We start from the raw sequence: 14,321 nt of genomic DNA, 5'->3' as shown, positions 1-14,321 counted from the left end.
CGTTTTTTCAGCGTACGGCATCGCTGTTGGTGTCTGGCGCCCAGCGCGAAACCAACACGCGGTCGACGATCCAGATCACCACCAGCGACGCGCCCACCAACGGAAACACCACCGCCAGGGCCAGCATGATGAACACCCCGGTCTTCCAGGTCGGCAAGTCGTGACGCAACGGCGGCACGCCGAACTTGCCCTGGGGCCGGCGTTTCCACCAGATCACCAGACCGCTGACGGCACTGAGCAGAATCATCAGGCAGATCAGCAGCACGATGATCTGGTTCAGCGGGCCGAACATCTTGCCTTCATGCAGCATTACGCCGGTTTCGGTGGCGCGGGCGACGATGCTGTACTGCTCCCAGCGCACGTCCGCCAGGACCTTGCCGGTGTATTGATCGATATGCAGGGTGGCGTCGTTGCGCGGGTCGTCGGCGAAGACGGCAATGGTGAATACGCCGCTGGCGGTCTTCGGCAGGGTGATGCTGTAGCCGGGCGTCACGTTGCGTTCGCTGGCGATGTCCTGCACAGCCTGCAGGCTGACCGTCGGGGCGGCGGGGCCTTCATGCTGGCGGCCATGGCCCATGTGTTCGGCATGGTCGCCGGACATCGGCATCGGAGTGTTTTCCACGGCCCAGGGCACGGTCTGGCGATGAGCGTTGTTGAGGCTGCGGGCCTCCACGTCGGACTTGGGTACGTCGTTCCACATCGCCGCCGGAAAGCGATTCCAGAGGTCGGCGTACTGCTTGCCCCAGAAGCCGGTCCAGGTCATGCCACTGAGCAGCATCACCAGCAGCAAAGCCGCGCCCCAGAAACCCATGACGACATGCAAGTCGCGCCAGAACAGCCGGCCGCGAACGTGCCATCGGGGCCAGAGTACACCGGCCGTCGATTGCCCGCGCGGCCACCACAGGTACAGCCCCGACACCACCAGCACCACGCCCCAGCCGGCGGCCATTTCCACCAGCCGGTCACCGATGGTGCCGATCAGCAACTCGCCGTGGATGGCCCGGGCCATGGCCTGGAGGTTGTTCTTCGCATCCTGTTCGCCGAGCACGTCGCCATGGTACGGATCGATGTACACATTCAATTCCCGGCCCTTTTCGATCACCACGAATTGCGCGCTGCGCCCGGCGTCGGGCGGCGGCAGGTACTGGGTGACCTGGCCTTCGGGGTAGGCCTGGCGAACCTGCTTGAGCAGGTCGTCCGCCGCCAGGGTGTGATGCCCGGCGGGTACGTTCAGCAGGCTGCCGTACATCAATGGGTCGAGCTGTGGCTTGAACAGGTAGATGATACCGGTCAGGGCCAGCATCACCATGAACGGCGCCACGAACAGCCCGGCATAAAAATGCCAGCGCCAGGCCAGGTTGTAGAAATTCGGTTTCGGTTGGCTCATTGCAAAGCGCTCCGCAGGGCAAATAGGTCGTTATGTTGTGCCGTCAGTCAAGGTGGGATCGAACCCTGTGGGAGCGAGCTTGCTCGCGATAGCAATGGTTCAGCCTGCATCGATGTTGAATGCGCCTTCGCCATCGCGAGCAAGCTCGCTCCCACAGTTTGTGTCCTTGCTGACGGATCTCCGGTGCCGGTTAGAAACTCATGTCCACCTTGGTCCAGAGCGTGCGCCCCGGTTCGTTGATGGCCTGCGGGTCGCTTGCCGGGTAGCCGAACCCGGCATTGCCGGCCAGGTTCAGGTGTTCGGCATAGGCTTTGCCGAACAGGTTGTCGACGCCGCTGCTGACCTTCCAGTGTTTGTTGATGCGGTAGGCACCGTTGAGCGAGAACACGCCGAAGCCCGAGCTCTTGCCATAGTCCTTGCCCACCACGTTGCCCCTGTTCTCGTCGACCCGATGCTGCGCCGCCACCACACGCCACAAGGCGCCGGCGCTCCAGCGGTCTTCGCTGTAGGTCAGCCCGAGGCGGGCATCGAGCGGTGGCATCTGCGCCAGGGCGCTGCCATCGCTGCTGTTCTTGCCCCAGGCGTAGGCCAGGGTCGCATCGGTCTTCCAGTGGTCGGTCAACGGGTAGGCCGCGCCCAGTTCGCCACCCATGATTCGCGCATCGATGTTCTCGGCACGGGAGGTGGTCCCCATCATGCCGGGCGTGTAGTCGAACAGGATGTAGTCGCGAATCTGCCCGACATAACCCGAGGCCCAGGCTTCGAGGGTTTCGCTCTTGTATTGCAGGCCGAAGTCGAGCTGGGTGGTCTTTTCCGGCTTGATCGAGTCGAAGGCATTCAGCGAACCGCTGGGGCCCGCGTTCGGCGAGAATAGCTCCCAGTAATCCGGGAAGCGTTGGGCGTGGCCCAGGCCCGCGTAAAGAGTGGTCGGGCTGTCGGCCAAGTCATGTTCATAGCGGACAAAACCGCTGGGCAGGGTGTCGGCCCGGGTCTCGTCGGCGGTGGGGTTGGGGCGGGCCGACATGCCGGAACCGATGCTCTGGCGATAGTCCTTGGCCGAGGCGCGGTCGAGCCGGGCGCCGCTCACCAGCCGGTCGCGGTCGGCGGCGTACCAGGTCATTTCGCCGAAAACGCCATAGTTGTGGAAGTCGGCGTCCTTGGTGTACGGCAGGTCCTTGTAGGTATCGATGCCCATACCGCTGCGCTGGCGATGCTCGTTGGTCTGGGCGTCCAGGCCGCTGATCAACTGCACGTCAGCCCAGCGCCAGGTGGCCTTGATACGTGTGCCCAGGGTGCGGCGGTCGACATTGGAAGCCATGGGCCCGGCCATCATCCCGGTGCCGGATGGCGTGCGCAGGGTGTAGTTGTCCATGACGTGGTCGGCATAGTTGTAGTAAACCTGGGCCTCGACCTTGTCCAGCACGTCACCGATGTTCGATCGCTCGAAACGCAGCCCGAGGCTTTCGCGCTTGAATTGCGAACCGTCCATGCCTCGCCCTGCGTAGCGCGCTTCACCATCGCCCTTGCCCGCGGTCAGTTCCAGCAGGGTGTCGGCGTCCGGCGTCCAGCCAAGGGTGACGTCGCCGTTCCACTTGTCGTAGCGCGATGGCACGGTGTCGTTGTTGCCGTCACGGTAATCGTCCGAGTGGGCCGTATTGCCGATCACCCGTACATAACCCAGTGGGCCGCCGGCGGCGGCATCCAGCACCTTGTCGAAGCGACCGTTGGAGCCGGCCAGCACACTGGCGTTGACCCGGGTGCCCAGTTCGCCGAACTGCTCCGGCTCGCGTTCGAACAGGACGGTCCCGGCCGATGCGCCAGGGCCCCAGAGCACCGTTTGCGGGCCCTTGATGACGGTGAGCTTGTCGTAGGTTTCCGGCGAAATGTAGGAGGTCGGCGCATCCATGCGGCCCGGGCAGGCGCCCAGCAGCATGCTGCCGTTGGTGAGGATATTCAGTCGCGAGCCGAACATGCCCCGCAGCACCGGATCGCCATTGGTGCCGCCGTTGCGTACCAGGGCAAAGCCGGGAATGGTCTTGAGGTAATCGCCGCCGTCACTGGCCGGCACCGGCTGGCGCGGATCCTTGGGATCGGTGACGACGGTCAGGGGTGAACTGGGGGCGATGGCGGTTATGACCGTCGGGCTCAGCTCTTCGAGCTGGCCTTCGTGATGATCGTGCTCATCGGCCAGCGTGTGTTGGGCCAGCAACAGGCCGCACAGCGCAGCGACCATAGGGCGTAAACGAACCCGTGGCTCGTTCGGGAGGCATCGAACCAAAGCGATGCCGGCAGAAAACCTGGACATGAGGATTCCATCGAACAGACGTAAACGACACGGTCGGGCAGCCTGGGGCTGTCTTGTGCGACCGGGTGAAGTAAGTGTCGGGCTTACGCGGCGAAGGGCGGTGCGCGGGTGCGGGCACCCGGGAAGAAGGAGGGCCGGACATGGCCCAGGCGTGGGGACGGGCTGGTGTGGGTGTTGGCCGTTGGCGTGTCGAAAACGGCGAAGGATTGTCCGCCCGGCAGGGCAGGGCAATTGAACAACAGGCTGCAGTAGCCGCACTTTTCCCACAGCGCATGGTGCTGGCTCTGGGGGGCACAGTGCTCGGCGGCTGTCGCGTCGTGCTCGGCTTGGGCACTCGTCGACATGTCCATCGTGTCCATGCCCATCATGCCCATGCTCATGTCCATATTCATGGACGCAGGCATAGGCCGATCCATCGGCATCGACTGAGAAATCAGTGGACCGATGAAGATCATCAGCATCGCGAACAGGCTGATCCAGCTGCCGCGTGCCAGGCTCATGGGCTGGCGACGGGGACGGGCCGGGCTGCTGCGGGGGTTACCCATGGACAAGCTCGATCAGTGTGCGTGCATCGACGGCTTGCTGCCGTCGGGGGCTTTTTTCTGCACCGCGACGTCGACGGTGATATCCCCGGCTTTTTCGAAATGCAGTGTCATGGGGAAACGCTTGCCGTCGCTCAAAAGGCTGCGGTCCTTGAGCTCCAGCAACATCACGTGATAAGCCATCGGCGCGAAGGTGACGGTAGCGCCGGGGGCGATATCCACCACGGGCACCGGCTGCATCTTCATCAGGTCGTCTTGCTTCACGTGCTCGTGGAGCTCGGCCTTGGCGGCAATCGGCGATTCGACGCTGAGCAGTCTGTCGGCACTCTTGCCGGTGTTGTGAAGCACGAAGTACGCAGCCACGGTGGGCGCGTTGGGTGGCAGTTCCTGGGACCACGGGTGGCCGATCTCCAGTTCCCCCGCTTTGTACTGATGTGCGTGGGCGAAGCCGACGGGAAGCAACAGGGCGGCCAGCAGGATGAGTCTGTTCAACATGGCAGTTCTCCGAAGTGATTCAGGGCGCAGGTATGTGCGAAAGGAATCAGACCAGAGGCGAGGCGCGGGGGTTGAGACTTGGCCATTGCTGGCGCGCAGTGAGGCTGTCGAGCGTCGGAGGGACGGCGCCGGCGTGGGCCAGTCGCGCATCCACGTACAATTGCGCAGGTTGCCCGGCCAGCGCCACCAGCGGCGCGGAACCGGAACAGCACCAGCAATGCTGCATCGTCGAGTGATCGTCGTTCTGCGGCGTATTCTGTTCGAACTTGCCCAGGGAAATCGCCACCATCTTCGTGCCGCTGGACGAACAGAAACTGCCCCAGAGCAGTTGCTCGGCCGGCGCGTTTGCAGTCGCTGAAGCGTTCCCGGAAAGCGGCATGGCGAGCATGTTGAACAGCACTGCGAAGCAGGCGATCCAGGCAAATGCAAGCCGTTGTCGGGACATGGGGCAATCCGCTCGGTTGGGCGATCAGGTGGCGGTATTTAGCCTGATCGAGGGGCAGAAGTAAAAAAGCCATGTGCGGTGTAGGGTCGCAGGGCTCGTATTAACAGTAGCAACAGATTCGCAAGGGAGCGTTCTGTCGTGGTGGCGACAAAATCCATGGCGCTTGATCTCAGGATCCGCGCGACGTGGACAGCGCTGCCAATAGCTCGTCGAGCGTCCCGAATTCCCGGTCCACTTCCGGCAATGGGGGGCGCTTCAATACCAGCACCGGTATCCCGCGTTCGCGAGCCACTTCCAGCTTCGGCTCGGTGGCCGTACTACCGCTGTTCTTGCTGATAAGCACATCGATCCGCCGTCGCTCGAACAGTTCGCGTTCGTCTTCGATATTGAACGGCCCGCGGGCGCCGATGACTTCGCAGCGTTCATTGCCGGGGTAAACGTCCAGGGCACGCAGGGTCCAGAACTGTTCGGGGGGAATTTCGTGCAGGTGCTGCAACGGTTCGCGGCCCAAGGTGAACAAGGGGCGGCGGAACGGCTGCAGGGCCTGGATCAGCGCGTCCCAGTCGGCCACCTCGCGCCAGTCGTCACCGGCCAGGGGGTGCCATGCCGGACGGCGCAGGGCCCAGCAGGGGAGGCCACAGGCGCGGGCCGCCTGGGCGGCGTTATGGCTGATCCGGGCGGCGTAGGGATGAGTGGCATCCAGCAACAGGTCGACGTGGTGCTCGCGGATGAATTGCGCCAGCCCTTGCGCGCCGCCGTAACCGCCCACGCGAACCTGGCACGCCAGGTCCGTGGGAACACGGCCGATGCCCGCCAGGCTGTAGATATGGTCAGGCCCCAGCGTACGGGCGATGGCCAGGGCTTCGGTGACGCCGCCCAACAACAGGATTCGATTCATTGCAGGGCTCCGGCATGACCGACGATCCCGCCCTGGCGGTCGATGGCGAAGACTTCGACCTGAACCTGGGCCGGTACGATGCTCCGGGCGAAGGCCAGGGCGTGCCCGCACACCGCGTCGCCCAGGGCGATGCCGGCGGCGCTGGCCATTGCCAGGGCTTGCTGGCTGGTGTTGGCATGGCGGATGTCATCTTGCAGAGCTTCATCGGCACCGACAGCGGCCGCCCATGCCGCCAGTTGTGGCAGGTCGATGCTCGAATGACGGCTGTGCAGGTCCATGTGCCCGGCGGCGAGCTTGCTGATTTTGCCGAAGCCGCCGCAGAGGCTGAGCTTTTCCACCGCAACCTTGCGGACATGCTTAAGTACGGCGCCAACGAAGTCGCCCATTTCGATCAGGGCGATTTCCGGCAGGTCGTAGACCCGGCGCATGGTGTCCTCACTGGCGTTGCCGGTGCAGGCGGCGATGTGCAGGTAGCCGTTGGTCTTCGCCACGTCGATGCCCTGGTGGATCGACGCGATATAGGCCGCGCAGGAAAAGGGCCGGACGATGCCGCTGGTGCCCAGGATCGACAGGCCGCCGAGAATGCCGAGCCGTGGGTTCATGGTCTTCAGCGCCAGGGCCTCGCCGCCCTCGACGTTGACGGTGACCTCGAAGCCCCCGGTGTAGCCGGTCTCCCCGGCCAGGCGGCCGAGGTGATCGCCGATCATCTTTCGTGGTACCGGATTGATCGCCGGCTCGCCGACCTCCAGGACCAGTCCCGGCCGCGTCACGGTGCCCACGCCGCGCCCTGCCAGGAAGCGGACCCCGGGCTCGGGCATCAGTCGGACCTGGGAAAACAGCAGCGCCCCGTGGGTGACATCCGGATCGTCGCCGGCGTCCTTGAGCGTCCCGGCCTCGGCCCCCAGTTCGGTCAGTCGACAGAACTCCAGGCGCATCTGCACGTGCTTGCCCTTGGGCAGGACGATCTCCACGGCGTCGGCACTGATGCCGCACAGCAACAGGCGCGCCGCCGCGAGGCTGGTGGCGGTGGCGCAGCTGCCGGTGGTCAGGCCGCTGCGCAGGGGGGCGGGTTGCTCGGCGGTTTCGTCACGCATCGAGGGGTTTTACCAATTCCAGCAACGTGATCGGCAGCGCCTGGCGCCAGGTGTCGAATCCGCCCAGTGGCTGGGCCTGGGCGACATGAATGCGGGTCAGCTCGCCGCCATGACGTTCGCGCCAGGCCATGAGCGCCACCTCGCTTTGCAGGGTCACGGCGTTGGCCACCAGGCGTCCGCCGGGCTTGAGCCGGCTCCAGCAGGTCTCGAACACGCCTTCACGGGTGACTCCGCCACCGATGAATACGGCATCCGGAGCGTCCAGCCCCTCCAGCGCCTCTGGGGCTCGCCCACGGATCAATTGCAGGCCGGGCACACCGAGGGCGTCGCGATTGCGCTCGATCAGGTCCTGGCGTTGCTCGTCCGCTTCGATGGCCAGGGCGCGGCAGCTTCGATGGGCGCGCATCCATTCGATACCGATGGATCCGCTGCCGGCGCCAACGTCCCAGAGCAGTTCGCCGGGCGTCGGGGCGAGGCGGGCCAGGGTGATGGCTCGGACATCGCGCTTGGTCAACTGGCCGTCATGTTCGAATGCGTGATCGGGCAAGCCGGCCAGGCGTGACAGGCGCAACGCCGTGGGGTCGGCCCGGCACTCGATGGCGATCAGGTTCAGGTCGGCGACGGCCGGATCGGCCCACTGGGCCGCGCTGCCCTGGATTCGCCGTTCCGCCGGGCCGCCGAGATGCTCCAGCACGGTCATGGGGCTGGGGCCGAAGCCGCGCTCGCGCAGCAGCGCCGCCACTGCCGCCGGGCTATGACGGTCATTGCTCAGCAGCACCAGCCTGACGCCCGTGGACAGACAGGCGTTGAGTGCCGCCAGGGGGCGTGCCACCAGCGACAGGGTGAGCACTTCCTGCAACGGCCAGCCCATGCGTGCCGCCGCCAGCGAACAGGACGAGGGTGCCGGGATGACCCGCATCTGCTCCGCAGCCACCTGCTTGGCCAGGCTGGCCCCCACGCCGTAGAACATCGGATCGCCGCTGGCCAGTACGCACACCGGCTCGCCGCGGCGTGCCAGCAGCGGTTCGAGGGAAAACGGACTGGGCCATGGCTCCCGCTCGCTGCGGATGCAAGCCGGCAGCAACGCCAACTGACGGGCACTGCCGACGATACGCGGGGCCTGCAGCAGGGCGTGGCGAGCCGTGCGGCCCAGGCCTTTGAAGCCGTCTTCGCCGATGCCCACGATGGTCAGCCAGGGGGTCATCTTTGTTCCTCGAATGGGGTTGTTTGATTGGCGAACCGTTGCGTTCGCGAACCGGGCCGCCATCATAACGCGCCGAAACCCGTGGAAGCAGGATCCGCGCGACAAGTCGATGCCAGCCTTATCGACAGACGTACCTGAGGATATAGGCGTATAGGTCGTTGAAAACGGCGTCGGGCACGTGTTCGGCGTGTACTCGTGCCTCGTGGAGCGCCAGGTGGCATTGCCTGACCATTTCCTCGCGATCGCCAATGAGCTGGAGTCGATTGTTGACAATGGCTTCAAAGACACTTGCGTAGGCCACCTTGGGCCCGTCTATGACCAGGGCCCCGTTCGAGCCCCGGGTATAGGTATTCTGGACGCGCAGCAAGCGCTCCCGGAGCTGGCCGAGCCCGCGCTCGTAGAGGAACATCCGAGAGCCGTCGACTGCTTTGGCAGCGGTCTCGAGAGCGAGGATCGTCGCCTGGGCGTTAGCCAGGCTGGCATTGAGCGCCGACAGCGGGACGAACCTTTCCATCTCGTTTTTTTCCAGGCTCCTGAGTGCCCGGTGAATGCTCGACAGGTGCGCGAATTCTTTCTTGCAGGCGACGATGTGGGTTTCGAACTGGTACCCGGCGGCTGTCGCCATGGGGGGGAAGGTAACGAAGTCGATGCTGTCGAAGGCGCATTCCATGATGATGTTGTACCTGCACTGGAAGGCCTTCTCGAAGATTTTCGTGCTGACTTCCCGGACAAACGCCTCCGTATGCTCATAGGCGTGCGATGCGCCGTGCTTGATCATCTGTGGGTACTGCGGATGTTTTTCCCGGTACTCGGGCAGGTACAGGCGTACGTAGTTGTCGTAGCGCCGGGAGGGCAGGAGGTTCTTTTCCAGCAGATAGGTTTTGCCCGAGCCTTGCGCTCCGGCAGTGACCAGCATCCTGGGAACCGCCTCGGCCGTGATGCCACTCAGCAGCGTGGCAATGATTTCCTCGTACGCGGCGGTGACCTGCGCCGATGTGTAGGTGTAGGTGTGGTTCGGAGCGTGTGACATCCCTGATTTCCTTATCGAGGATTGGTTGAAGTAATCGCCTGCCCTTTGAATAAAGCGGTGTTTTCCGACTTGTTCAAACCAGTCCTGGTTTCAATTCATGTCACTGTTTTTAAAGGTAAAAAGTACTACGAGGCAGGCGACGGGATCCCACGCTCCGGGGGCTTGTCTGCCTTCGGCAGAAACTCGCTGGCGAGGTCGTCGGCCAGGCCGTGAGGGACGCGATTGGCAAGGGGGGTGCGCAATCCGACCGGCAAGCTTTTCATGACCCCCGGCAAAGCAGGCATAATGGCCGTCCTTCGCCGCCGTGGCGTGCCTCATTGACCGGTTTCCCTTGAACGAACGTCCATCCTCCTGCGTCATCCGCCCCTCGGGTTGTCCGGGGTTGCTGCGTGTCGTCCAGGCGCTGGACGGCGGGATCTGTCGGATCAAGCTCGACGGCGGGTCCATCCAGGCAGTCCAGGCTGAAGCCGTGGCGTCGGCGGCCGAGCGGTTTGCCGGTGGCGTCATCGAGGCGACTAATCGTGCCAACCTGCAGATCCGCGGGATCGGCCTCGAGCAGGAGGCCCTGATCGCCCAACTGCTGGCCGTCGGCCTCGGCCCTCATAAACCGGCCGGTGACGATGTCCGTAACCTGATGCTCAGCCCGTCGGCCGGGATCGACCGGCAGATGCTGATCGACACCCGGCCGCTGGCCGCGCGGATCCTGCTCACCCTGCAGACCCATGAACGTTTTCATGAGCTGTCGGCCAAGTTCGCCGTGCAACTGGACGGCGCAGAGGCCATGGCGATGCTCGAACACCCTCACGACCTGTGGCTGTCAGCCCTGGTCCAGGACGGTGAGCCTTGGCTGGCTTTCGGGTTGGCCGGCTCGCCACTGGATAAGCCGGCCGGGAGGGTGCCGCTGGGACAGGGGCACGCCCTGGTGGTGGCGGTGCTGGAACTGTTTCTCGACCTGGCCCGCCCGGACCAGACGCGCATGCGCCACCTGCTGGCGCAAATCACGGTGGATGCGTTCATCGCTCGATTGGCTCAACGCGTCCCCCTGCAACCATGCGGTGACTGGCGACGTCTCCCGTCCGAGGATGGATTGCACATCGGCATCCATTCCCAGCACGACGAGCGATTCTACGTCGGCGCCGCGCCCCCCTTGGGGCGGCTCGACGCCGCCATGCTGCGCGGCGCGGCGCAACTGGCACGGGACAAGGGCGATGGCAGCCTGCGCCTGACCCCCTGGCAAAGCCTGTTGTTGCCCAACATCGACCGCCAGGACGCGGACGAAGTGCTGGCGCGGCTCGAAGAGCTGGGCCTGGTGGGCTCGCTCGCCCGCCCCCTGGCGCACCTTATCGCCTGCACCGGCTCCAGTGGTTGCGGCAAGGCCCTGGCCGACACCAAGGCCGATGCCTGGCAATTGGCTGAACGGCTGCATGGCCAGGGCCGCGCCTTGAAAGTCCATTTGTCCGGCTGCCCGCGTTCCTGCGCGGCGGCCCATATCGCGCCCGTCACCCTGCTGGCGGTCGCCCCCGGTCGTTACGACCTCTATCTTCGCGATGCCGCGCTGCCGGGTTTCGGCGCGTTGCAGGCGCACAACCTGACAATCGAGTCGGTCGGCCACTGGCTCGACGCTCACCCCCGGAGTCCCCTTGATGCTTGATTACATCCGCGACGGTCAGGAGATCTATCGCAACTCCTTCGCGATCATTCGCGCCGAGGCGAACCTGGCGCGTATCCCGGCCGACCTGGAAAAACTCGCCGTGCGGGTCATACACGCCTGCGGCATGGTCGAGGCCGTGGATGGCCTGCAGTTTTCCGAGGGCGCGGGTACCGCCGGGCGCCAGGCGCTGGCCGCCGGTGCGCCGATCCTTTGCGATGCGCGCATGGTGTCCGAGGGGGTGACCCGGGCCCGGCTGCCTGCCAACAATCCGGTGATCTGCACATTGCGTGACGAGCGCGTGCCGCAACTGGCCCATGAGCTGGGCAATACCCGTTCGGCAGCGGCCCTGGAGCTGTGGCGCCCGCACCTGGAAGGCAGTGTCGTGGTGATCGGCAACGCGCCGACCGCGCTGTTCTACCTGTTGGAGATGCTCGATGCCGGCGCGCCGAAACCAGCGTTGATCCTGGGATTCCCGGTGGGCTTCGTCGGTGCCGCCGAGTCCAAGGCGATGCTGGCGGCCGACAGTCGTGGCGTGCCGTTCGTGATCATGCAAGGCCGGCTTGGCGGCAGCGCCATGGCCGCCGCCGCTGTCAACGCCCTCGCCACGGAGATTGAATGATGCAGCAGCCTGGACGTCTGATCGGCCTCGGCGTGGGCCCCGGTGATCCTGAACTGATCACGCTCAAGGCGCTGCGCCTGCTGCGGGAGTCGCCGGTGGTGGCGTACTTCGTTGCCAAGGGCAAGAAAGGCAATGCCTTCGGCATCATCGAAAGCCATCTGCAAGCCGAGCAGACGTTGCTGCCACTGGTCTACCCGGTCACTACCGAGGCGCTGCCGGCGCCGTTGTCCTATGAACAGGTGATCGCCGATTTCTACGATACCGCCGCCCAGCAATTGGCGGTGCATCTGGATGCCGGTCGCGACGTGGCGGTGATCTGCGAAGGCGATCCGTTCTTCTATGGCTCCTACATGTACCTGCACGATCGCCTGGCCGAGCGCTATGTGGCCGAAGTCATTCCCGGCGTCTGTTCGATGCTGGGCGGGGCCTCGGTACTGGGAGCGCCGCTGGTGTATCGCAACCAGAGCCTGTCGGTGCTGTCCGGTGTGCTGCCCCATGAGGAACTCAAGCGCCGCCTGGCCGATGCCGATGCGGCGGTGATCATGAAGCTGGGGCGCAACTTCCCCAAGGTCCGCCAGGTGCTCGGTGAGCTGGGCCTGGACGGGCGGGCGCTCTACGTCGAGCGGGCTACCATGGCCAATCAGAAGATCGTGCCGCTGGATGAAGTCGAGCCGATGTCCTCGCCGTACTTCTCGCTGATCATCGTGCCGGGCGAGCGGTGGCAAGGATGACGTCCAGGACTGCGGCAATCGTCATCCTCGGCCCGGGCAGCCTCGCAACGGCCCGGCGGATCCAGCAGCGCTATCCCGACGCGTTGATTCACGGTCTGGCCGGGCGGGTCGAGGGTGTGGATCGCTCCTACACCGAGTTTGGCGCGACGCTGCGCGAGCTTTATCAACAAGACACGCCGATCATCGCCCTGTGCGCGGCCGGCATCGTCATCCGTACCCTGGCGCCGCTGTTGCTGGAAAAAGGCGCGGAGCCGCCGGTGCTGGCAGTGGCGGAAGACGGCAGTGCCGTGGTGCCGCTGCTGGGCGGCCTGGGCGGCGTCAATGTCCTGGCCCGGGAGATTGCCGATACCCTGCAGGTCGCTGCGGCGATCACCACCAGCGGCGAATTGCGTTTCGGCACTTGCCTGTTGAATCCGCCGGGCGGCTATCGCCTTGGCGACCTTGAACAGGGCAAGCGCTTTGTCTCCGACCTGCTGGCCGGCGAGACGGTGCGCATCGAAGGCGCCGCATCCTGGCTGGACCAGGCGCAGTTGCCCCAGGACGCTCAGGCGCGCCTGGCGATCCGTATCGATTGCAGTGCGGCCCCGCCGTCGCCTGACGAGTTGCGCATCTACCCGCGCCAGGTGGTGGTGGCGATAAGGACAGGCAGGTCGGAGGTTGCCACTGTCGTCGCAGATGCCTTGCGCCAGGAGGGCCTGGCGGTGCAATCGCTGGCGTGCCTGCTGGCCCCTGACACCGACATGGCGCGTCCCGGGTTGCATCAGGCGGCCTCGGCACTGGAGGTGCCGCTGCGCTTCGCCCCGGCCGGTGACGATATTGCCCGGTGGATGAGCGAGTCCCTCGGCCAACCGGCATCGCTACGGGTCACCGACGACCTGGCCATCGCTGTGGCCAAGCACCCCGTCGACCCGCAACGGATCGGCCGTCCCCGGGGGCGTCTGGCGGTGATCGGCCTGGGGCCTGGAGCGGCGCAGTTGATGGTGCCGGCGGTACGCGCCGAACTCGACCTGGCCACCGATGTGCTGGGCTATGAAACCTATGTGCGGATGGCGGGGCCGTTCCGGGCCGATCAGGTGCAGCATTGCACCGACAACCGTGAAGAAATGCAGCGTGCCCGGCATGCCTTCGAGCTGGCCGCCCAGGGCCGACGCGTGGTGGTGGTATCGTCCGGCGATCCAGGCGTGTTCGCCATGGCGGCAGCGGTGCTGGAAGCGCTCCATGAGTCGCCGGATGTCCACTGGCACAACGTCGATCTGCAGATCCTGCCGGGCGTCTCGGCCTCCCTGGCTACGGCCGCCCAGGCCGGTGCGCCCCTGGGGCACGATTTCTGCGTGATGTCGCTGTCGGACAACCTCAAGCCCTGGTCGGTCATCGAGAAGCGCCTGGACCTGGCCGCACAGGCAGACCTGGCCCTGGCGTTCTATAACCCGATTTCCCGGTCGCGGCCCTGGCAACTGGGACGAGCGCTGGAAATCGTCGCGCACCATCGCAGCCCTGAGACGCCGGTGGTCCTGGGGCGCGACATCGCGCGCCCGGGCCAGACGCTGCGGGTCACCACACTGGGCCAGTTGACGCCGGACCAGGTGGATATGCGCACCATGGTGCTGGTGGGCTCTTCCACCACCTGTGTCTTTCCTCGCGCCGAAGGTGGCGACTGGGTATATACCCCACGCTGGTACGGCGAAAAGCCTCTTTGATGCAACTCGGCAGCCCGCTCGGGCTGCCATCACTCCGAGGTCTGCTTGGTTGCATGCGGTCGGTAAAACAGCAAGTTGTCGATAAGTTTGGCTGGTTACATGCTGTTCGGTTTTTATTTGGTAATTCATTCGGTTTGAACGAGGAAGAGTGGTGAGTTAGTTTTGCGCCACCTTATCGGGCGTACTGCGTTCTGAAAGTTTATGTCCACGTGCCTGGATGCAC

General features: G+C 65.0%; 13 protein-coding genes. 4 read left to right on the top strand and 9 right to left on the bottom strand.

Annotated elements, in window-relative coordinates:
* Positions 1–7: 7 nt before the first annotated feature.
* The 9 genes from BT179_RS16825 to BT179_RS16785 all read right to left on the bottom strand — a co-directional run bounded on the left by BT179_RS16825 (position 8) and on the right by BT179_RS16785 (position 9,400).
* Positions 8–1,387, bottom strand: coding sequence for a PepSY-associated TM helix domain-containing protein (locus tag BT179_RS16825; RefSeq protein ID WP_072431719.1), 1,380 nt, complete (start codon positions 1,385–1,387; stop codon positions 8–10).
* Positions 1,388–1,577: 190 nt separating this feature from the next.
* Positions 1,578–3,692: a TonB-dependent copper receptor gene (locus BT179_RS16820; protein ID WP_072431720.1), complete on the bottom strand. Its 2,115-nt coding sequence runs from the start codon at positions 3,690–3,692 to the stop codon at positions 1,578–1,580.
* Positions 3,693–3,775: 83 nt separating this feature from the next.
* A complete protein-coding gene (locus BT179_RS16815) occupies positions 3,776–4,192 on the bottom strand; it encodes a DUF2946 domain-containing protein (RefSeq protein ID WP_072397907.1) in 417 nt (138 codons plus the stop codon).
* 57 nt (positions 4,193–4,249) lie between these two features.
* Positions 4,250–4,729, bottom strand: coding sequence for a copper chaperone PCu(A)C (locus tag BT179_RS16810; RefSeq protein WP_072397847.1), 480 nt, complete (start codon positions 4,727–4,729; stop codon positions 4,250–4,252).
* 46 nt (positions 4,730–4,775) lie between these two features.
* Entirely contained in the window at positions 4,776–5,174 is a 399-nt protein-coding gene (locus BT179_RS16805; protein ID WP_072397846.1) for a DUF2946 domain-containing protein, read from the bottom strand.
* 169 nt (positions 5,175–5,343) lie between these two features.
* Positions 5,344–6,072, bottom strand: coding sequence for a cobalt-precorrin-6A reductase (locus BT179_RS16800; protein ID WP_072397845.1), 729 nt, complete (start codon positions 6,070–6,072; stop codon positions 5,344–5,346).
* On the bottom strand, positions 6,069–7,166 hold the full coding sequence (locus BT179_RS16795) for a cobalt-precorrin-5B (C(1))-methyltransferase (RefSeq protein WP_072397844.1): 1,098 nt from the start codon (positions 7,164–7,166) through the stop codon (positions 6,069–6,071). The genes BT179_RS16800 and BT179_RS16795 overlap by 4 nt, the downstream gene beginning before the upstream one ends.
* Positions 7,159–8,370, bottom strand: coding sequence for a precorrin-6y C5,15-methyltransferase (decarboxylating) subunit CbiE (gene cbiE, locus BT179_RS16790; protein WP_072397843.1), 1,212 nt, complete (start codon positions 8,368–8,370; stop codon positions 7,159–7,161). The genes BT179_RS16795 and cbiE overlap by 8 nt, the downstream gene beginning before the upstream one ends.
* Before the next feature lie 118 nt (positions 8,371–8,488).
* The gene (locus BT179_RS16785) at positions 8,489–9,400 is read right to left on the bottom strand and encodes a zeta toxin family protein (RefSeq protein WP_072397842.1); all 912 of its coding nucleotides are present in this window, start codon (positions 9,398–9,400) and stop codon (positions 8,489–8,491) included.
* 331 nt (positions 9,401–9,731) lie between these two features.
* On the opposite strand from BT179_RS16785, the gene cobG reads away from it, so the two are divergent.
* From cobG to cobJ, 4 genes are read left to right on the top strand one after another with little or no spacing between them, the layout of a single operon-like run.
* A complete protein-coding gene (cobG, locus tag BT179_RS16780) occupies positions 9,732–11,051 on the top strand; it encodes a precorrin-3B synthase (RefSeq protein ID WP_072397841.1) in 1,320 nt (439 codons plus the stop codon).
* Positions 11,044–11,670, top strand: coding sequence for a precorrin-8X methylmutase (locus BT179_RS16775; RefSeq protein ID WP_072397840.1), 627 nt, complete (start codon positions 11,044–11,046; stop codon positions 11,668–11,670). The genes cobG and BT179_RS16775 overlap by 8 nt, the downstream gene beginning before the upstream one ends.
* Positions 11,670–12,401, top strand: coding sequence for a precorrin-2 C(20)-methyltransferase (locus tag BT179_RS16770; protein ID WP_072397839.1), 732 nt, complete (start codon positions 11,670–11,672; stop codon positions 12,399–12,401). The genes BT179_RS16775 and BT179_RS16770 overlap by 1 nt, the downstream gene beginning before the upstream one ends.
* Complete coding sequence (cobJ, locus tag BT179_RS16765) at positions 12,398–14,098, top strand: precorrin-3B C(17)-methyltransferase (RefSeq protein WP_072431721.1); 1,701 nt, start codon at positions 12,398–12,400, stop codon at positions 14,096–14,098. The genes BT179_RS16770 and cobJ overlap by 4 nt, the downstream gene beginning before the upstream one ends.
* Positions 14,099–14,321: the final 223 nt, after the last annotated feature.

It is taken from the genome of Pseudomonas sp. NFACC43 (assembly GCF_900119645.1).
Lineage (GTDB): Bacteria > Pseudomonadota > Gammaproteobacteria > Pseudomonadales > Pseudomonadaceae > Aquipseudomonas.
This window is presented reverse-complemented; position numbering and strand designations above follow the sequence as displayed.

Coding starts and splice junctions, on each gene's coding strand:
- BT179_RS16825 (WP_072431719.1), bottom strand. CDS start 1,387: ATGAGCCAACCGAAACCGAATTTCTACAACCTGGCCTGGCGCTGGCAT.
- BT179_RS16820 (WP_072431720.1), bottom strand. CDS start 3,692: ATGTCCAGGTTTTCTGCCGGCATCGCTTTGGTTCGATGCCTCCCGAAC.
- BT179_RS16815 (WP_072397907.1), bottom strand. CDS start 4,192: ATGAGCCTGGCACGCGGCAGCTGGATCAGCCTGTTCGCGATGCTGATG.
- BT179_RS16810 (WP_072397847.1), bottom strand. CDS start 4,729: ATGTTGAACAGACTCATCCTGCTGGCCGCCCTGTTGCTTCCCGTCGGC.
- BT179_RS16805 (WP_072397846.1), bottom strand. CDS start 5,174: ATGTCCCGACAACGGCTTGCATTTGCCTGGATCGCCTGCTTCGCAGTG.
- BT179_RS16800 (WP_072397845.1), bottom strand. CDS start 6,072: ATGAATCGAATCCTGTTGTTGGGCGGCGTCACCGAAGCCCTGGCCATC.
- BT179_RS16795 (WP_072397844.1), bottom strand. CDS start 7,166: ATGCGTGACGAAACCGCCGAGCAACCCGCCCCCCTGCGCAGCGGCCTG.
- cbiE (WP_072397843.1), bottom strand. CDS start 8,370: ATGACCCCCTGGCTGACCATCGTGGGCATCGGCGAAGACGGCTTCAAA.
- BT179_RS16785 (WP_072397842.1), bottom strand. CDS start 9,400: ATGTCACACGCTCCGAACCACACCTACACCTACACATCGGCGCAGGTC.
- BT179_RS16775 (WP_072397840.1), top strand. CDS start 11,044: ATGCTTGATTACATCCGCGACGGTCAGGAGATCTATCGCAACTCCTTC.
- BT179_RS16770 (WP_072397839.1), top strand. CDS start 11,670: ATGCAGCAGCCTGGACGTCTGATCGGCCTCGGCGTGGGCCCCGGTGAT.
- cobJ (WP_072431721.1), top strand. CDS start 12,398: ATGACGTCCAGGACTGCGGCAATCGTCATCCTCGGCCCGGGCAGCCTC.